The sequence below is a fragment of the Acidimicrobiia bacterium genome, from assembly GCA_035651955.1.
Taxonomy (GTDB): domain Bacteria; phylum Actinomycetota; class Acidimicrobiia; order IMCC26256; family JAMXLJ01; genus JAMXLJ01.
Genome location: DASRES010000068.1, coordinates 1 through 18,135, shown reverse-complemented (window position 1 = coordinate 18,135; position 18,135 = coordinate 1). Strand labels below are relative to the sequence as shown.

The 18,135-nt window shown below is 72.9% G+C and carries 17 protein-coding genes; 10 read left to right on the top strand and 7 right to left on the bottom strand.

The genetic code is table 11. The annotated features are described in order from the left end of the window. A partial coding sequence (locus VFC33_14325) for a hypothetical protein (GenBank protein HZR14415.1) occupies positions 1 to 428 on the top strand: 428 nt, incomplete at its 5' end. A gap of 16 nt (positions 429 to 444) precedes the next feature. On the opposite strand, the gene VFC33_14320 is transcribed toward VFC33_14325, so the two are convergent. The 3 genes from VFC33_14320 to VFC33_14310 are packed head-to-tail and all read right to left on the bottom strand — an operon-like array spanning position 445 to position 2,915. After that, complete coding sequence (locus VFC33_14320; protein ID HZR14414.1) at positions 445 to 1,068, bottom strand: MBL fold metallo-hydrolase; 624 nt, start codon at positions 1,066 to 1,068, stop codon at positions 445 to 447. Next, complete coding sequence (locus tag VFC33_14315; GenBank protein HZR14413.1) at positions 1,065 to 2,150, bottom strand: S-(hydroxymethyl)mycothiol dehydrogenase; 1,086 nt, start codon at positions 2,148 to 2,150, stop codon at positions 1,065 to 1,067. The genes VFC33_14320 and VFC33_14315 overlap by 4 nt, the downstream gene beginning before the upstream one ends. Before the next feature lie 51 nt (positions 2,151 to 2,201). Continuing rightward, a complete protein-coding gene (locus VFC33_14310) occupies positions 2,202 to 2,915 on the bottom strand; it encodes an endonuclease/exonuclease/phosphatase family protein (GenBank protein HZR14412.1) in 714 nt (237 codons plus the stop codon). A gap of 314 nt (positions 2,916 to 3,229) precedes the next feature. Between VFC33_14310 and VFC33_14305 the strand changes: the two genes are divergently transcribed. Continuing rightward, entirely contained in the window at positions 3,230 to 4,396 is a 1,167-nt protein-coding gene (locus VFC33_14305; GenBank protein HZR14411.1) for a DEAD/DEAH box helicase, read from the top strand. A 21-nt stretch (positions 4,397 to 4,417) separates the two neighbouring features. On the opposite strand, the gene VFC33_14300 is transcribed toward VFC33_14305, so the two are convergent. Next, positions 4,418 to 5,767 carry a D-alanyl-D-alanine carboxypeptidase family protein gene (locus tag VFC33_14300; GenBank protein ID HZR14410.1) on the bottom strand — a complete coding sequence of 450 codons (1,350 nt, stop codon included), beginning with the start codon at positions 5,765 to 5,767 and terminating at the stop codon, positions 4,418 to 4,420. A gap of 107 nt (positions 5,768 to 5,874) precedes the next feature. Between VFC33_14300 and VFC33_14295 the strand changes: the two genes are divergently transcribed. Both VFC33_14295 and serA read left to right on the top strand, forming a co-directional pair. Continuing rightward, positions 5,875 to 7,071 (top strand): pyridoxal phosphate-dependent aminotransferase, encoded by a 1,197-nt coding sequence (locus VFC33_14295; protein ID HZR14409.1) that lies wholly within the window; start codon positions 5,875 to 5,877, stop codon positions 7,069 to 7,071. Between the two features lie 61 nt (positions 7,072 to 7,132). Beyond that, positions 7,133 to 8,716, top strand: coding sequence for a phosphoglycerate dehydrogenase (serA, locus tag VFC33_14290; protein ID HZR14408.1), 1,584 nt, complete (start codon positions 7,133 to 7,135; stop codon positions 8,714 to 8,716). A 73-nt stretch (positions 8,717 to 8,789) separates the two neighbouring features. Here the strand turns inward: serA and VFC33_14285 are convergent, their stop codons facing one another. Next, entirely contained in the window at positions 8,790 to 9,122 is a 333-nt protein-coding gene (locus tag VFC33_14285) for a hypothetical protein (protein HZR14407.1), read from the bottom strand. A gap of 230 nt (positions 9,123 to 9,352) precedes the next feature. On the opposite strand from VFC33_14285, the gene VFC33_14280 reads away from it, so the two are divergent. Both VFC33_14280 and VFC33_14275 read left to right on the top strand, forming a co-directional pair. After that, positions 9,353 to 10,909, top strand: coding sequence for a 2-isopropylmalate synthase (locus VFC33_14280; GenBank protein HZR14406.1), 1,557 nt, complete (start codon positions 9,353 to 9,355; stop codon positions 10,907 to 10,909). A 50-nt stretch (positions 10,910 to 10,959) separates the two neighbouring features. Beyond that, complete coding sequence (locus VFC33_14275) at positions 10,960 to 11,625, top strand: class I SAM-dependent methyltransferase (GenBank protein ID HZR14405.1); 666 nt, start codon at positions 10,960 to 10,962, stop codon at positions 11,623 to 11,625. Between the two features lie 3 nt (positions 11,626 to 11,628). Here VFC33_14275 and leuD read toward each other — a convergent pair whose 3' ends face one another. Both leuD and leuC read right to left on the bottom strand, forming a co-directional pair. Next, positions 11,629 to 12,231 (bottom strand): 3-isopropylmalate dehydratase small subunit, encoded by a 603-nt coding sequence (leuD, locus tag VFC33_14270; GenBank protein HZR14404.1) that lies wholly within the window; start codon positions 12,229 to 12,231, stop codon positions 11,629 to 11,631. A 73-nt stretch (positions 12,232 to 12,304) separates the two neighbouring features. Then, complete coding sequence (leuC, locus tag VFC33_14265; protein HZR14403.1) at positions 12,305 to 13,729, bottom strand: 3-isopropylmalate dehydratase large subunit; 1,425 nt, start codon at positions 13,727 to 13,729, stop codon at positions 12,305 to 12,307. Between the two features lie 49 nt (positions 13,730 to 13,778). Between leuC and VFC33_14260 the strand changes: the two genes are divergently transcribed. The 4 genes from VFC33_14260 to VFC33_14245 all read left to right on the top strand — a co-directional run. Next, positions 13,779 to 14,507, top strand: a complete 729-nt coding sequence (locus VFC33_14260; protein HZR14402.1) for an IclR family transcriptional regulator — start codon at positions 13,779 to 13,781, stop codon at positions 14,505 to 14,507. Between the two features lie 69 nt (positions 14,508 to 14,576). After that, on the top strand, positions 14,577 to 15,065 hold the full coding sequence (locus VFC33_14255; protein ID HZR14401.1) for a winged helix-turn-helix domain-containing protein: 489 nt from the start codon (positions 14,577 to 14,579) through the stop codon (positions 15,063 to 15,065). A gap of 57 nt (positions 15,066 to 15,122) precedes the next feature. After that, positions 15,123 to 16,898 (top strand): hydantoinase/oxoprolinase family protein, encoded by a 1,776-nt coding sequence (locus tag VFC33_14250; GenBank protein ID HZR14400.1) that lies wholly within the window; start codon positions 15,123 to 15,125, stop codon positions 16,896 to 16,898. Then, the coding region (locus tag VFC33_14245) for a hydantoinase B/oxoprolinase family protein (GenBank protein HZR14399.1) at positions 16,877 to 18,135 on the top strand (1,259 nt) is incomplete at its 3' end. The genes VFC33_14250 and VFC33_14245, both read left to right, overlap by 22 nt.

The window sequence follows — 18,135 nt, the reverse complement described above, 5'->3', positions numbered from 1 at the left end:
GCGGGATCGTCGTGCTGGATGCGTGGGGCGGGCTCCACACGTCCGGGACGGCAGCTTCGCTCCCCGCGCCGTCGACGTACTGGCCCGGTTGGGACATCGCGCGCGCGGTCGGGCTGTCGTCGGCGGACGGCGTGCACTCCACCGGCGTCTACGTGCTCGACGGTTGGGGCGCGTTGCACGTCGCGGGCACCGCGCGTGCGCTGCCGTCGCCGTACTGGTCCGGTTGGGACATCGCCCGGTCGCTCGTCGTCGCGCCCGACGGGTCGGGGCTCGCGGTGCTCGACGGGTTCGGGGGCGTCCACACGACGGGGTCGATGCGCGTGGCGTCGTCGGCGGGATATGTCGACTTCGATCGCTGGCGGGGGCTGACGGCGTCGGGGAGCGGGTACGTCGCCGTCCGCAGCGACGGGTACGCGACGGCGCGGTAGCCGACAGGGCGCGCGGTCAGTTGCCGCGCGCGATCCACTCGTCGAGGTGGGGTGCCTCGGCGCCGATCGTCGTGTCGTCACCGTGGCCGGTGTGCACGACGGTCTCGTCCGGGAGCGTGAGCAGGCGCGTGCGGATGGAGTCGATGATCGTCGGGAAGCTCGAGAAGGACCGTCCCGTCGCGCCCGGGCCGCCGCGGAACAGGGTGTCGCCCGCGAACACGCGGCGACCGGCCGCGTCGTAGAAGCTGACGCCGCCCGGCGAGTGACCGGGCGTGTGCATCGCGAGGAGCGTGACGTCACCGGCGACGACGCGCGCGCCGTCGACGAGCGCGATGTCGGGCGGGCGGCGGGGGTGCAGGGCGTCCCAGAGCATCCGGTCGTCGGGATGCAACGCGACGGGCGCGTCGAGCGCGCCGGCGAGCTCGACCGCCACGTTGATGTGGTCGTTGTGCCCGTGCGTGCACAGGATCGCCCGGACGACGCGGCCCCGCACCGCCTCGACGATCGGCGCGGCGTCGTGGGCGGCGTCGACGACGCACACCTCGCGGTCGTCGCCGACGATCCAGATGTTGTTGTCGACGTCGAAGTCCTCGCCGTCGATGGAGAAGACGCCGTGTGTCACGACGCGTTCCGTCGTCACAGGACGACCACCGACCGCAGCACCTCGCCGCGCTCCATCTTGTGGAACGCGTCCTCGACGTCGCCAAGGGTGATGCGCTCGCTGACGAACCGCTCGAGGTCGAGCCGGCCCTGCAGGTACAGGTCGACGAGCAGCGGGAAGTCGCGGCTGGGCAGGCAGTCGCCGTACCAGCTCGGCTTCAGCGCGCCGCCGCGGCCGAAGAACTCGATCATCGGCAGCTCGATGCGCATGCTCGGGTCGGGCACGCCGACCTGCACGAGCGTCCCCGCGAGGTCCCGCGCGTAGAACGCCTGCTCCATCACCTCCGGTCGCCCGACGGCCTCGATGCACACATCCGCGCCGTTGCCGTCGGTCAGCGCCCGCACCGCCTCGACCGGATCGGTCTCCCGCGAGTTCACGCTGTGCGTCGCGCCGAACTCCTTCGCCCACTCGAGCTTGCGCGGATCGACGTCGACCGCGATCACCGTCGTCGCGCCCGCGAGCCGCGCGCCCGCGATCGCCGCGTCGCCGACGCCCCCGCACCCGAACACCGCGACGGAGTCCCCGCGCTGCACGCCGCCGGTCAACATCGCGGCGCCCAGACCGGCCATCACGCCGCACCCGAGGAGTCCCGCGACCTCCGGCTTCGCACGTGGGTCGACCTTCGTCGCCTGCCCGGCCGCGACGAGCGTCTTCTCCGCGAACGCGCCGATGCCGAGGGCGGGCGTGAGCGGCGTCCCGTCCGCGAGCGTCATCTTCTGGTGCGCGTTGTGCGTCGCGAAGCAGTACCAGGGCTTCCCCCGGCGGCACGCGCGGCACTCGCCGCACACGGCGCGCCAGTTGAGGACGACGAAGTCGCCGGGCGCGACCTCGGTCACGCCGTCGCCCACCGCCTCGACGACCCCGGCCGCCTCGTGCCCGAGCAGGAACGGGAACTCGTCGTTGATCGCGCCCTCGCGGTAGTGGAGGTCGGTGTGGCACACGCCGCACGCCTGCACACCGACGAGCGCCTCGCCCGGGCCGGGGTCGGGGACGACGACGGTCTCGGTCGTGACGGGCTCGCCCTTCGCCCGCGCGACCACGCCCTGCACCTCGTGCGCCATCCCGCACCTCCGCTCTCGGGCCGAGCGCGGATCGTACCGACGCGGTGACGGTCAGTCCGTGAGACGCAGACGCGCGCGCACGGGTCGGTGATCGGAGCCGGTACGTCCGAGCACCTCGCCGTCGACGACCGCGAGCCCGTCCGACACCCAGAGATGGTCGATCTGACTGTGCGGCATCCCCGCCGGCCACGTCGCACCGCGCACGGCGCGACGGCGGTCGCGGAGCAACGGCGCGAGCACCGCGCCCCACATGTTGCAGTCACCCGCGATGACGTTCGGGGTGCGGCGCTCGTCGAGCACGCGCGCGAGACGGCGCAGCTGGGGCGGCGATCCGTACAAGCGGTGTGACGCGTGGACCGCCGCGAACACGAGCGGCCGCCCGTCGACGCCGACCTCCGCGCACAGCGCGACGCGGCGGGGCACGGGATCGCCGAGCGCGTGACCGAGATCGACGTCGAAGCGTTCGCGCACCGGGAGGCGGCTCAGCACCGCGAGCCCCCACGTGCCCGGCGGGCCGGGCGGGATCGGCAAGTGCTTCGGGCGCGCGCGAAAGGTGTCGGGCGTGAGGACGAGCTCGAGCAACGTGGCGCCGAGCGCGGCGGCCACGTCGTCGACGAACCCGGTGCCGCCGTTCGGCCGCCACACCTCCTGCAGCGCGAGCACGTCCGCGTCGAGGCGCTTGCAGACGTCGACGACGTCGAAGCGCCGCCCGCGCCGGTCGACCCCCCAGTGCGTGTTGAACGACGCGACCGTCACCTCGCTCACGGGCCGCATGCCTAGCAGGTGACGTTGCGTGCGCCGGGAGCGCCTGGGCCGAGCGTCCGAGCGGTCCCGCTGCGACCGCTGCGAGGCCGTGTGTTGCGGGACCATGACCGAGGGACCGCCCGCCGAGGGGTAGCATGGACGAAGCGTGGTCGGGCACCCGGCCCGGCCCACCGGTCGGATCGACGGGTCGTCGACGCGGCCGCCCACCAGGGCGCCGCCGACTGCGCGGCCGCCTCCCACGGCGCCGCCTCCGACCCGCCGCACGACCAGCGCACCCCCTCCGTGCGCACGACGACATCCGGAGCCCACACAGCTTGCCCACCTTCGAGACGCTGGGCGTCTCCGCTGACCTCGCCTCGGCCCTCGCCGCGGCGGGGATCACCGAGCCGTTCCCCATCCAGGCCCTGACCATCCCCGATGCCCTCGCCGGCCGTGACCTCTGCGGCAAGGCCAAGACGGGCTCGGGCAAGACCCTCGCCTTCGGCCTCCCGCTCCTCGAGCGGCTCCCGAAGGCCTCGCCGCGCCGGCCGACCGGGCTCGTGCTCGTGCCGACGCGCGAGCTCGCGAACCAGGTCGCCGACGTGCTCGTCCCGCTCGCGCGCCCACGCGGCATCCGGGTCCGCGCCGTGTACGGCGGCGTGGCGATGGAGCCGCAGGTGAAGGCACTCGCCAAGGGCGTCGAGCTCGTGATCGGCACGCCCGGGCGTCTCATCGACCTCATGGAGCGCGACGAGCTGCAGCTGGCCGACGTGTCGATGCTCGTCCTCGACGAGGCCGACCGCATGGCCGACATGGGGTTCATGCCCCAGGTGCAGAAGATCCTGTACCGCATCGAGGGTGACCACCAGACGTTGCTGTTCTCCGCGACGCTCGACGGGGCCGTGAACCAGGTCGTGAAGCGGTACATGCACGACCCCGCGTTCCACGAGGTCGCGTCGAAGGAGCCGACCGTCGAGGAGATGCGCCACCACTTCTTCCTCGTGCACCAGATGGACAAGGTGCGCGTCGCCGCGGCCATCGCGCGCGGCGCGACCCGGACGCTCGTGTTCGTGCGCACCAAGCGCGGCGCGGACCGTCTCGTCTCCGACCTGCGCCGCGAGGGCGTACGGGCCGGCGCGATCCACGGCGACCTCCGCCAGGGCGCGCGCGAGAAGGCCCTGGCCGACTTCGCCGCCGGCAAGCTCGGTGTGCTCGTCGCGACCGACGTCGCCGCGCGCGGCATCCACGTCGACGAGATCGACGTCGTCGTCCACTACGACCCCGCCGAGGACCACAAGACCTACCTCCACCGCAGCGGCCGCACGGCACGCGCGGGCGAGACGGGTGTCGTCGTGACGCTCTCGCTCTGGAACCAGGAGAACGAGGTCCGCGTCGTGCAGCGTCGGCTCGGGATGAAGCAGCCGATCGAGGAGGTCTTCTCGAACGACCCGCGGCTCCCGGCGCTCTCGTCCGCGCAGCCGGAGCCGAGCGCCGTCGCCTGACCGACCGGCCCCCGCCCGCGCTCAGCGCGAGCTCTGCCTGCGTTGCTGCTGACCGGGACGGATCACGTCGACGCGCCCGCCGTCGCCGCCACGTGTCTCGATGACGTCGAGCGAGCCGCGCCGCTGGGCCTCCGCCATCCACCGCTGTCGCGCCGCGATCCGGCGACGGTTGCGGACGATCGCCCGCCGTCGCAGCACCGCGACGAGGATCGCGAGCACGATCAGCGCGATCAGTGCGTTGCGCAGCGTGAGCAGCCCGCCCGACGACGGGTGGGAGGTCGCCGAGGCGCGTTCGCCGTCGACGTGGACCGTCGGCGGGGCGAGCGTCGGGCTCGTGTCACCGCCCGGGCGCGACGGCGACGTCGCGGCACCGGCCGCGGCGACGCCGCCGAGCGGCCGGGGGAGCGACGCGAGCGTCGCCGCCCGCTGGTCCGCGGTGAACACGCGCACGGGCGGGAGCACGATCCCGGTCGGGTTCGCGGTCGGCGGCATCGCGTACCCCTGGTCGAGGAGTTGCGCGGCCCAGTGCGCGGTGCCGATCTCGCCGCCGGGGGAACCGAGGAGGACCGCGACGAGCGTTCGCCCGTTGCGCGTCGCCGACGCGACGAGCGCGTTCTGCGCGGCCTTCGTGTAGCCGGTCTTCATGCCGGTCGCGCCCGCGTACGTCGTGAGGAACGCGTCGTTGTGGTTGTGCAGCGTGTGCTTGCGGTCGGGTCCGACGAACGAGTAGTCGACGAGCTTCACGGTGTCGGCGATCTCCGGGACCGCCAGCGCGTTGCGGGCGACGATCGCGAGGTCGTACGCGCTGACGTGACTTCCACCGTTCAGGCCCTCGCGACCGTCGAGCCCCGCGGGGTCGCTGAACGTGCTGTCGACGAGGCCGAGCTGCTTGCCGACGGTGTTCATCTGCGTGGCGAACGCCTCGACCGAACCCGCGGACCGCTCCGCGATCGCGTACGCGGCGTCGTTGCCCGAGATGATCAGCAACGCGTGCACGAGATCGTCGAGCTTCCAGACCTGGCCCGGCTTCGCGCCGATGTTCATGTTCGGCACGCTCGCGTCGCGCGCGCTGATCGGGACGGCGGTGTCCGACGGCAGGTGCTCGAGCGCGGTGAGCGCGGTCATGAGCTTCTGCGTGCTCGCAGGCAGGAACGTCTGGTGGGGATCCTTCGCGATCAGCACGACGCCGGTCGTCGCGTCGAACACGACCTCGGCGGCGGGCGGCGGCGGCGTCCACACGGTGGTCGACGTGGTCCGACCGTGCGACGGCGACGGTGACGACGTCGCGCCGGCGGGCGCGACGGACACGCCGCCGATGCCGAGGAGAGCGACGAGGACGAGCAGGGCCAGGACCGACGAGCGGCGCGACATCCGGGCGAACACGCTAGAAGATCGAGCCAGCCGTGGGCCGGATGCCGGCCCGGATATCGGGTCCGGCCACCGCGCGGCGGCGTGCGAACATGAGGGACATGAGCGACATGCCGCGCGCCCGCATCTCACGCAAGATCGGCGCGATCGCCGAGTCGGCCACCCTCGCCGTCGACGCGAAGGCGAAGGCGCTGAAGGCGGCCGGCGAGGACGTGATCGTCTTCGGCGCCGGCGAACCCGACTTCCCGACGCCCGCGCACATCGTCGAGGCGGCCGAGGCAGCGTGCCGGGACGAGCGCAATCACCGGTACTCGCCCACGCCCGGGCTGCCCGAGCTGCGCGAGGCGATCGCGGTGAAGACGGCCCGCGACTCGGGGTACGAGTGCTCGCCCGGCGACGTGCTCGTCACGAACGGTGGCAAGCAGGCCGTCTACAACGCGTTCCAGGCCCTGCTCGATCCCGGCGACGAGGTGCTGCTGCCCGCGCCGTACTGGACGACGTATCCGGAGGCGATCGCGCTCGCCGACGGCGTACCGGTCGAGCTCCCCACGACGGAGCGCACGGGCTTCCGGGTCAGCGTCGAACAGCTCGAGGAGGCGCGCACCGAGCGGACGAAGGCCTTGCTGTTCGTCTCGCCGAGCAACCCGACCGGCGCGGTGTACCCGCGTGACGAGGTCGAGGCGATCGGGCGGTGGGCGGTCGAGCACGACGTGTGGGTCGTCACCGACGAGATCTACGAGCACCTCGTGTTCGGCGACAACGAGTTCACCTCGATGCCGGTCCTCGTGCCGGACCTGGCCGACACGTGCATCGTCGTGAACGGCGTCGCGAAGACGTACGCCATGACCGGCTGGCGCGTCGGTTGGATGATCGCGCCGCGCGACGTCGTGGCGGCGGCCGGCAACCTCCAGTCGCACGCGACGTCGAACGTGTCGAACGTCGCGCAGCGCGCCGCGCTCGCGGCCGTCACGGGCGATCTCGCGGCGGTCGCCGAGATGCGCGCCGCGTTCGAGCGTCGTGGCCGACGGATGCACGAGCTCCTGTCCGCGATCCCGGGTGTCGCATGCATGGAGCCGCAGGGCGCGTTCTACTGCTTTCCGAGCTTCGTCTCCGCCCTCGACCGCGACGTCGCCGGCCGGCGACCCGGGGACACGCTGGAGCTGTGCGAGCTCGTGCTGGAGGAGGCGAAGGTCGCCCTCGTGCCCGGAGAGGCGTTCGGCGCGCCCGGCTACGCCCGCATGTCGTTCGCGCTCGGTGACGACGACCTCGAGGAGGGCGTGAACCGCATCGCGAAGCTCCTCGGGTGACGGCCGGGCCCGGTCGGCACGCTTGCGGGTGCCGACCCGGCCCGGCGATAGCGTGACGATCATGTCTCCCCGGGTTCTCGTCACCGAAAAGCTCGCGCCCACCGGGCTCGATGCACTGCGCGACGCCGGGTTCGAGGTCGACGAGCGTCTCGGTCTCTCCCCCGAGGAGCTCCTCGACGTCGTGCCGGGCGCGTCCGCGCTCGTCATCCGCAGCGCGACCCGCGTGACCGACGCCGTCCTCGAAGCGGGATCGGACCTCGTCGTCGTCGGCCGCGCCGGCATCGGGCTCGACAACGTCGACGTCGAGTCGGCGACGCGCCGCGGCGTCATGGTCGTCAACGCGCCGCAGTCGAACGTGCTGTCCGCCGCCGAGCACGCGATCGCGTTGATGCTCGCGCAGGCGCGCAACATCCCGCAGGCGAACGCGGACCTGAAGGCGGGGCAGTGGAACCGCTCGCGCTGGGAGGGCGTCGAGCTGCACGGCAAGACGCTCGGCATCGTCGGCCTCGGCCGCGTCGGTGTGCTCGTCGCGCAGCGTGCGCTCGCGTTCGGCATGCGGCTCACCGCGTACGACCCGTACGTGTCGGCGGAGCGTGCCCGCCAGCTCGGTGTCCAGCTCGTCGCCGACCTCGCCGATCTCGTCGCGGAGGCGGACTTCCTCACGATCCACCTGCCGAAGACGCGCGACACGATGGGCCTCGTCGACGCCGACATGCTCAAGCACGCGAAGCCGACCTTGCGCGTGATCAACACCGCGCGTGGCGGCATCGTCGACGAAGCCGCGCTCGCCGAGGCCGTGCGCGAAGGACGCGTCGCCGGTGCCGCCCTCGACGTCTTCGCGACCGAGCCGACGACCGAGTCGCCCTTGTTCGAGCTCGACACCGTCGTCGTGACCCCGCACCTCGGCGCGTCGACCGCCGAGGCGCAGGACAAGGCGGGCGTCACCATCGCCGAGCAGGTGGTGCTCGCGCTGCGAGGCGACTTCGTGCCGTTCGCGGTCAACGTCGCGGCGTCGGAGGCGTCCTCGACCGTCCGCCCGTTCCTCCCGCTCGCCGAGCGACTCGGGCGGCTGTTCACGGCGCTCGCGGGTGGCGCGGTCGACACGCTCGACGTCACGTACGAGGGCCAGATCGCGGACTACGACTGCAGCGTGCTCACGCTCGCGGTGTTGAAGGGCGTGCTGGGCGGGGTCGTCGAGGAGCCGGTGTCGTTCGTCAACGCGCCGCAGCTCGCCAAGGAGCGCGGGCTCGCCGTCCGCGAGACGACGTCGTCCGCGACGCTCGACTTCGTCAACCTCGTCACGTTGCGCGGCCGAGTCGACGATCGACCGGTGCACGTCGCCGGCACGCTCACGGGCCAGCAGGACGAGCCGCGCATCGTCGGCATCGACGAGCACTCGGTCGACATCCCGCCCGCGGCGCACATGCTCGTCGTCCGCAACGACGACCGCCCCGGCATGATCGGTCGCGTCACGTCGCTCCTCGGCGACGCCGACGTGAACATCGACGACATGCGCGTGGGTCGCAGCCCCGCCGGGGAGGCGGCGTTGATGGCGCTCACGACGGCGGTCACCGTCCCTGACGCGGTCGTGCAACAGGTGCGCGCGCAACCCGGCGTCCACGACGCCAAGGCGATCGAGCTGTAGCCCGCACCCCGCTTCTTCTGTGAAGCGTCAGACACACCGTGTGTGGATGAGGCTGCACAGAACGGAACGGGTGTCAGCGCAGCGCGGCGCGGAGCCCGTCAGCCTCGGCGTCGGCCGGCGCCGCGTAGCACCGGTCGGGAACGGTGCGCGCGTAGCTGAGCCCGCCGGGCACGTGGTAGATGCCGCTGCTGCGCTTCCCCTTGACCGGATAGCCGGGCGGACACTGGCCGTCGACGGGATCGACACCCGCGCGCGTCGGCGGCGTCGACGGGACCGCGCGCAGGTCCGGGAAGGACGGTTCGCCGGCCAGCGCACCGCTCCGGCGGGACTCGAGCGCGCGCCACAGGCCGAAGGCGAGACCGGCGAGCAGGAGCACGCGCAGCGTCTGGCGCAGGAAGGTCCTCACGAGCGATCGATTGTGGCCGCGGCGAGAACGGAATTGACGGATACCCGCTGACCTGGCAGACTACTTCGCGCACTTATGACCAAGGACGTGCGGCCCACCGCCCTGCTGCTGACCTAGCTGCGAGCACCCGCTCGGTGCTCGCGGACGCCTCCTCGTGCCTGTCGGCCGAGGAGGTTTTTGTTTGCCGTGATACGGGCCGGAGCCGAGAGAGCCATGAACGAGGTGACGTGATGGAACGGGTGAAGATCTTCGACACGACGTTGCGGGACGGCGAGCAGTCGCCGGGCATCTCGCTGGACGTCGCGGAGAAGCTGGAGATCGCGGAGCAGCTCGCCCGTCTCGGCGTCGACGTCATCGAGGCCGGGTTCCCGATCGCGAGCCAGGGCGACTTCGACGCCGTCGAGTCGATCGCACGGGCCGTGCGCGGGCCGGTCATCACCGCGCTGTCGCGCACCGCGTTCCAAGACGTCGACCGCGCGTGGGAAGCGGTACGGCACGCCGAGCACCCGCGCATCCACGTGTTCATCGCGACCTCGCCCATCCACATGAAGAAGAAGCTGCGGATGACCGAGGACCAGGTGAAGGCGGAGGCCGCCTCCGGCGTCGCGCGCGCGAAGGGCTACACGGACGACGTCGAGTTCTCGCCCGAGGACGGCAGCCGGTCGGACGTCGACTTCATGTGTGACGTGCTGCAGACCGCGGTCGACAACGGTGCGACGACGCTCAACATCCCCGACACCGTCGGCTACGGCATCCCCGAGGAGTACGCGCGGCTCATCCGCCACATCCTCGACACCGTGCGCGGCGACTACGTCGTCTCGACGCACTGCCACAACGACCTCGGCCTCGCAGTCGCGAACTCGCTCGCGGCGGTCGCGGCCGGTGCGCGCCAGGTCGAGTGCGCGATCAACGGGCTCGGCGAGCGCGCCGGCAACGCCGCGCTCGAGGAGATCGTCATGGCCATTCACACACGCGGTGACTTCTTCTCCGAGCGAGCGGGCGTCCGGATCGAGACCGGTGTGCGCACGGAGGAGCTCGCGCGCACGTCGCGCATCGTGTCGCGTCTCACGGGCTACCCGGTGCAGTACAACAAGGCCGTCGTCGGACGGAACGCGTTCGCGCACGAGTCCGGCATCCACCAGCACGGCGTGCTCGCCGACCGCGAGACGTACGAGATCATCGACGCGAGCATCGTCGGCCAGGAAGCCGCGCAGATCGTGCTCGGCAAGCACTCCGGCCGTCACGCGTTCTCCGACTCGCTCGCCAAGATGGGGATCCGCATCCAGGGCGACGCGCTCAACCAGGCGTTCACGCGGTTCAAGGAGCTCGCCGACCGCAAGGTGCAGATCACCGAGGCCGACCTCGAGGCGATCGTCGCCGAGGAGCTCGGCACCGGCGTCGTGCAGCGCTACGAGATCGTCAGCCTCGACCTGAACGGCGGCACGTCGTCGACGCCGACCGCGCGCGTCGTGCTGAGCGAAGGGCCCGGCAAGATCGAGGCGACGGGCGAGGGCAACGGCATGATCGACGCCGCCATCGAGGCGATCGCGGCGGCGACGGGCGTGCGCGGCACGCTGCTCGACTTCAACGTGTCGTCGGTGACCGGCGGCGGCGACGCGCTCGGCGACGTCGTCGTGCAGCTCGAGGTCGACGGCATGAAGGTGTCGGGCCGCGGCGTGTCGACCGACGTCGTCGAGGCGTCCGCACGGGCGTATCTGAACGCGGTGAACCGGATCGTCCGGATGCGCGAGAACCCCGTCGTGCGCGACGTCGAGGTCGGGCCGTAAGAATGGACGACTGCGCGTCAACCGAGGCGGCGAGCGGAGCAGCCCGGAGGGTGCGCAGCGAGCTCTCAGGAGCGGCGAGCTCGCGAGCGCGACCGGACAAGAACGAATGGCGGACCGACGCGCACGCGTCGGCGTACCTCGCGCGCGCGGACCAGTACCGGCGCGACGAGGGCGAGGCGACGCTGTGGGAGCTGGTCCCGGCGACCGCGACACGCGTCCTCGACCTCGGCACGGGTGACGGCCGGCTCCTCGCGCGTCTGCGGGCGCACTGCGCGTTCGCGGAGGCGGTGGCCGTCGACTTCTCGCCGACGATGCTCGCCGCGGCCCGTGAGCGGTTCGCGGGCGACCGGTCGGTCACCGTCGTCGAGCACGATCTCGACCGGTCGCTGCCCGACACGCTCGGCTCGTTCGACGTCGTCGTGAGCTCGTTCGCGATCCACCACGTGGAGGACGCGCGCAAGCGTGCGCTGTACGCCGAGGTGTTCGACCGGCTGGAGCCCGGGGGCCTCTTCGCCAACCTCGAGCACGTGTCGTCACCGACACCGCGGCTGCACGAGCGGTTCTACTCGTTCATCGACGCCGGCGAGGATCCGTCGAACAAGCTCGTGCCGGTCGACGTGCAGCTCGCGTGGCTGCGCGACATCGGCTTCGACGACGTCGACTGCTACTGGAAGTGGCGCGAGCTCGCGCTGCTCGCCGGCGTCAAGCCGTCGTAGCGCTTACGCGCTGTCGTCGACCGTCGGCAGGAACTCGGCGCGGCGCGCCTCGTGCGCGGCGATGTCGTCGTCGTGACGCATCGTCAGCCCGATGTCGTCGAGCCCGTTCAGGAGCCGGTACTGCGTGAAGTCGTCGAGCTCGAACGGCTCGTCGACGTCCGCGGCCGGCGCGGTGACGCGGCGACGCTCGACGTCCACGACGATCTCCACCGACGGGTCGTCCTCGACCGCGCGCATCAGCCGCGTCACGGCGTCCTGCGGGAGCGCGACCGGCAGCAGCCCGATCTTCAGGCAGTTGCCCCGGAAGATGTCGGCGAAGCTCGGCGCGATCACCGCCCGGAACCCGTAGTCCTCCAGCGCCCACGGCGCGTGCTCCCGGGACGAGCCGCACCCGAAGTTCGGCCCCGCGACGAGCACGGTCGCGCCCTGGTAGCGCGCCTGGTTGAGCACGAAGTCGGAGCTCTTGCGCCACGCCGAGAACAGGCCCTCGCCGAAGCCCGTCCGCTCGACGCGCTTCAGCCACTCGGCCGGGATGATCTGGTCGGTGTCGACGTCGGCCCGGTCGAGCGGCACGCCCCGCCCGATCACCTGGTGCACGGGTTCCACGTGTGCGTCTCCTTCGTGTTCATGCGTCGCTCGACGTCGCTCTGCGACAACGAGCGACGCATGAACGTCGTGGTCAGTCCAGATCGTCGGGGGTCGCGAAGTGGCCGGCGACGGCGGTGGCGGCCGCGACCGCGGGGGACACGAGGTGGGTGCGCCCGCCCGGGCCCTGGCGGCCCTCGAAGTTGCGGTTCGACGTCGACGCGGCGCGCTCGCCGGGCGCGAGCTTGTCGGGGTTCATCGCGAGGCACATCGAGCAGCCGGCCTCGCGCCACTCGAACCCCGCGTCGGTGAACACGCGGTCGAGCCCTTCGCCCTCGGCCTGCTCCTTCACCGTCATCGAGCCGGGCACCACGAGCGCGCGGACGCCGTCCTTCACCCGACGACCGCGCGCGACGTCGGCGGCCGCGCGGAGGTCCTCGATGCGCGAGTTCGTGCACGAGCCGATGAACACGGTGTCGACGTCGATGTCGCGCATCGGCGTGCCCGCCTGCAGGCCCATGTACCGGAGGGCGCGCTCGGCGGCCTCCCGCGCCGCAGGCTCCGCGAACGAGTCGGGGTCGGGGACGGCATCGTCGATCGTCACCGTCTGACCCGGGTTCGTGCCCCAACTGACGGACGGGCGCAGCTCCGACGCGTCGATCGCGACGTCCTTGTCGAACGTCGCGCCCTCGTCGGTGACGAGCGACCGCCAGTCGTCGAGCGCGCGCTCCCACGCCGCGCCGGTGGGGGCGAACCGGCGGCCCTCCAGGTACGCGAACGTCGTGTCGTCGGGCGCGACCATCCCGGCGCGGGCGCCGGCCTCGATCGACATGTTGCACACCGTCATGCGGCTCTCCATCGAGAGCGACCGGATGGCGGAGCCCCTGTACTCGATGATCGAGCCCACGCCGCCGCCCGTCCCGATGCGGGCGATGATCGACAGCACGACGTCCTTCGCGGTGACGCCGCGCGGGAGGTCGCCCTCGACCGTCACCGCCATCGAGCGCGGCTTCGCCTGCCACAGCGTCTGCGTCGCGAGCACGTGCTCGACCTCGCTCGTGCCGATGCCGAACGCGAGCGCGCCGAACGCGCCGTGGGTGGAGGTGTGGCTGTCGCCGCACACGATCGTCATGCCGGGCTGCGTCAACCCGAGCTCGGGACCGATCACGTGCACGATGCCCTGACCGGCCTCGCCCATCGCGTACAGCCGGACGCCGAACTCGCGGCAGTTCGCGGCGAGCACCTCCATCTGCTTGCGCGAGACGGGATCGCTCACACCGACCGCGGTGCCGGACGCGTCGAAGCGGACGCCGCCCGTCGTCGGCACATTGTGGTCCATCGTCGCGACGGTCAGGTCGGGCCGGCGGACGCGACGGCCCGCGAGACGCAGGCCGTCGAACGCTTGTGGTGACGTCACCTCGTGGACGAGGTGCAGGTCGACGTAGAGCAGGTCGGGCTCGCCCTCGGCGCGATGCACGACGTGGCGTTCCCACACCTTCTCCGACAACGTCTGCGGCATGTTCGCTCCCGTGCTTGTATCTCACGATGCGAGACGGCAGTATTGCGTTATGGACAGCGTAGCCGAGAGCGGCGTCGGGGTCCTCGACAAGGCCGTCACCATCCTGTCGTCCCTGGCGGCCGACGGTCCCGCGTCGCTCGCCGACCTCGTCACGCGCACCGGGCTCTCCCGGCCGACGGCGCACCGCTTGGCGGTCGCGCTCGAGCGGCACGGCGTCGTCGGGCGCGACGGCGACGGCCGCTTCCGGCTCGGCGCGCGCCTCGTCGGCTGGGGAACGCGCGCCGCGTCGGGGTTCGCCGTCGTCGAGGCGGCTCGGCCCGTCCTCGCCGCGCTGCGCGACGAGACCGACGAGAGCGCGCAGCTCTACGTGCGCGACGACGGCGCGCGCGTGTGTGTCGCGACCGCGGAGCGGCGCAGTGGCCTCCGCGACACCGTGCCGATCGGCGCCGCGCTCCCGATGACCGCGGGATCCGGCGCGAAGGCGTTGCTCGCGTGGCGCGATCCGGCCGACGCGCTGCCCGGCGGCGTGGATCCCGACGCCGAGGAGCTCGCGGCCGTGCGCCGCCGCGGGTGGGCGGCGTCGGTCGCGGAGCGCGAGCCCGGAGTCGCGAGCGTGAGCGCCCCGGTGCTCGACGGGCGCGGGTACGCCGTCGCGGCGGTGAGCGTCAGTGGTCCGGTCGACCGGCTCGGCCGGCGGCCGGGGGCGCGCTACGGCGCCGCGGTCGTCGCGGCAGCGCGGGAGATCGAGCAGCGCGCCGGGCTGCGTACGGCTCGCTGACCGCTCGCCGACGGCTCGTGTTCACGTTTGCGAAACACACCAGAAACATCGCATCCGTACGCTGACGCCGTGGAGGTCGTCGTCGTCCGCTGGCCGGACGAGGAGATCCGTCTCGAGCGCCTGCGCCAGGGCCGCGTGCCCCGGCTGCTGCTCGTCGCCGCGGAGACCGCGCCGCCGGTGTGCGTCGACGCGCTCGAGGACTGGATCCGGCTCCCGGCCGACGACCGCGACGTCGCCGCGCGTGTCGCGACGTTGACCCAGCGAGCCGTCGCGCAGCACGTCGAGCCGGAGCTCGACGGCGACGGGTTGCTCCGGTACGGGACGCGGTGGGCCGCGCTCAGCCCGGTCGAACGGCTGCTCGCGGGCGCGCTCGTGGAGCGGTTCGGCAGCGTCGTCACGCGCGACGGTCTCGCGCGGTGCGCGTGGCCGGATGGCGCACCGACGCGCAACGCGCTGGACGTGCACATGCTCCGGCTGCGCCGGCGCATCGAGCCCCTCGGCCTCGAGGTGCGGACGGTCCGCTCGCGCGGCTACCTGCTGCAGGACGCGCACTCGTAACGCTGGTCGCGCTCGCTCGCGGAGCGTGACGCCCGTCGTCGATGTCACCATGACCTCGTGCGCGTCGGTGCCGACACCGGGGGGACGTTCACCGACGTCGTGGACGACACCGGCGACGTCCGCAAGGTGTCGTCGAGCGCGGTCGATCCCGCGGCCGCGCTCGAGCGCGCGCTCGCGGACCTGCCGGCACGTCCGGAGGTGCTCGCGCACGGCACGACCGTCGCCACGAACGCGCTGCTCGAGCGCCGCGGCGGCCGGGTCGCGCTCGTCGCGACGCGCGGCGTCGCCGACGTGATCGAGATCGCCCGTCAGACGCGCCCTTCGCTCTACGACGTGTGGGAGGACCGGCCCGAGCCGCTGGTGCCGCGCGAGCTGCGCTTCGAGTCCGGCGGTCGGCTCGACGCGCGCGGTCGCGAGATCGAGGCGCTCGACCCGTGCAGCATTCCGGGCATCCCGGCGGACGTCGACGCGGTCGCGGTGTGCCTCCTCCACGCCGACCTCGACGCGGCGCACGAGCGCGCGGTCGCAGACGTCCTGCGCGCCCGCGGTCACGACGTCACGTGCTCGCACGAGGTCTCGCCCGAGTTCCGCGAGTACGAGCGCACGATCACGACCGTGCTCGACGCGTACCTGCGGCCGCGCTGCACGCCGTACCTGCGACGCCTCGAAGCGCTCGCGCACGACGTGCTCGCGATGACGTCCGCCGGCGGCCTCCTCCCCGTTCGTCATGCCAGCGAGCACCCGGTCGCACTGTTGCTGTCGGGGCCGGCGGGCGGTGTCCGCGCCGCGGCCGCGGTCGCGGCTGCGGTCGGCCACCCGGACGCGGTGTCGTTCGACATGGGGGGCACGAGCACCGACGTGTGCCTCATCCGCGGTGGCGTGCCCGAACCCTCACCGCAGCGCGCGATCGCCGGCCTTCCGGTCCGGTTCCCCGCCCTCGACGTGCACACGATCGGCGCCGGCGGGGGCTCGATCGCGCGACTCGACCCGGGCGGCGCGCTCGCGGTCGGCCCGCGCAGCGCGGGCTCCGAACCCGGACCCGCCTGCTACGGGCGCGGCGGCCGCGAGCCGACCGTCACGGACGCGGACCTCGTCCTCGGTCGGATCCCCGCGGACGCCGCGTTCCCCGACCTCGGCCGTCTCGATGCCGTCGCGTCGCGAGCTGCGCTCGAACGCGCGGGCGTCGACGCGAAGGGGGTCGTCGACGTCGTGGACGCGGCGATGGAGCGCGCCATCCGGCGCGTCACCGTGGAGCGCGGCGTGGATCCACGCGATCTCGCGCTCGTCGCGTTCGGCGGCGCCGGCCCGTTGCACGCCTGCGCGCTCGCGGACGCCCTCGGGATGGCGGCGGTGATCGTGCCGCCCCGCGCCGGTGTGCTCTGCGCCGTCGGGCTCCTCACCTCGCCACGGCGTCGCGAGCTCGTGCGCTCCTGGCCCGAGCCGCGTTCACGCGCCGGGCTGGAGGACGCCCTCGGGGCTCTCGCGCGAGAGGCGGTCGCGCTCGTCGGCGACGACGCGCGCGTCGAGACGTCCGTCGACTGCCGGTACGCGGGCCAGAGCCACGAGCTGACCGTGGCCGACGTCGACGCGTTCCACGACGAGCACCGCCGCCGCAACGGCTACGAGCGACGCGGGGACGCCGTCGAGGTCGTCGCGTTGCGCGCCCGTGCCGAACTCCGCTCCGCGCTCGATGTCGCGTCGTTGCCGGACGTCGCGCGCAGCACGGTCAGCGGACCGGCCGTCCTCGCCGAGGAGGACGCGACGGTGTGGATCCCGGACGGCTGGATCGCCGAGGCGCGCGAGCTCGGCGCGTGGGTCGTGCGCAGACGATGACGGGACGCGAGCCACTCGACCCCGCCGCGCTGCAGGTGCTGATCTCGCGGCTCACGGGCATCGCGGAGGAGATGGGCGCGGTGCTCCGGCGCGCCGCGTTCAGCCCGAACATCAAGGAACGCGCCGACTGCTCGGCCGCGCTGTTCACCGCCGGCGGCGAGCTGCTCGTCCAAGCGGAGCACATCCCGGTCCATCTCGGCTCCATGCCGGCGGCGGTGCGCGCCGCGATCGACGCGTGCGGCGACCGCGTGCGCCCCGGTGACCAGGTCGTGCTGAACGACCCGTTCGCGGGCGGCACCCATCTCAACGACGTCACGTTGGTCGCCCCGTGCTTCGTCGACGGTGTGCTCGTCGGGTGGGCGGCGAACCGGGCCCATCACGCGGACCTCGGCGGGATGGCGCCGGGCTCCATGCCGCCCGAGGCGCGCGAGATCGCGCAGGAAGGCCTCCGCATCCCGTCCGTGCTGCTCGGCGACGGCGTGGAGGCGGTCATCGTCGCGGCGTCACGGATGCCCGACGAGCGGCGCGGGGACCTCGCGGCGCAACGTGGTGCGAACGTGCTCGGCGTCGAGCGGCTCGCGGCGTTCGCGTCGGCACCGTTCGCCGAGGTCCTCGCATACGGGGAGCGCCGCATGCGCGCCGCGATCGCAGCGCTGGACGACGGCAGCTACCGGTTCGACGACGTGCTCGACTCCGCGGGCCCGGCGCCCGAGCAGCAGACGCCGACGCCCGTCATCGTGACGCTGACCGTCGACGGCGACCGCGTCACGTTCGACTTCACCGGCACGGGCGCGCAACGCCCCGGCAACGTCAACGCGGTCGAGGCCGTGACCGTGAGCGCAGTCGCGTTCGCGTTGCGGTGCGCGACCGATCCGACGATCCCCGCGAACGGGGGAGCGTTGCGACCCGTCACGGTCGTCGCGCCACCCGGGACGGTCGTCGCGGCGCGCCCGCCCGCGGCGGTCGGCGCGGGCAACGTCGAGGTGAGCCAGCGTGTCGCGGACGTGTGCCTGGGCGCGCTCGCGCAGGTCGTACCGGACCGGCTCGGCGCCGCGAGCCAGGGCACGATGAACAACGTGCTGATCGGAGCGGAGCGTTCGGTCTATTACGAGACGGTGGGCGGCGGGCAGGGTGCGCGTCCCGGTCGCGACGGCATGAGCGCGGTCCACACGAACATGACGAACACCGCCGACACGCCGGTCGAGGCGCTCGAGCGCGCGTACCCGATGCGCGTGCG

Excerpts from the sequence above, each read along its gene's own strand:
- serA (HZR14408.1), top strand. The coding sequence starts at position 7,133 with ATGTCTCCCCGGGTTCTCGTCACCGAAAAGCTCGCGCCCACCGGGCTC.
- leuC (HZR14403.1), bottom strand. The coding sequence starts at position 13,729 with ATGCCGCAGACGTTGTCGGAGAAGGTGTGGGAACGCCACGTCGTGCAT.
- VFC33_14300 (HZR14410.1), bottom strand. The coding sequence starts at position 5,767 with ATGTCGCGCCGCTCGTCGGTCCTGGCCCTGCTCGTCCTCGTCGCTCTC.
- VFC33_14280 (HZR14406.1), top strand. The coding sequence starts at position 9,353 with ATGGAACGGGTGAAGATCTTCGACACGACGTTGCGGGACGGCGAGCAG.
- VFC33_14295 (HZR14409.1), top strand. The coding sequence starts at position 5,875 with ATGCCGCGCGCCCGCATCTCACGCAAGATCGGCGCGATCGCCGAGTCG.
- VFC33_14315 (HZR14413.1), bottom strand. The coding sequence starts at position 2,150 with ATGGCGCACGAGGTGCAGGGCGTGGTCGCGCGGGCGAAGGGCGAGCCC.
- VFC33_14260 (HZR14402.1), top strand. The coding sequence starts at position 13,779 with ATGGACAGCGTAGCCGAGAGCGGCGTCGGGGTCCTCGACAAGGCCGTC.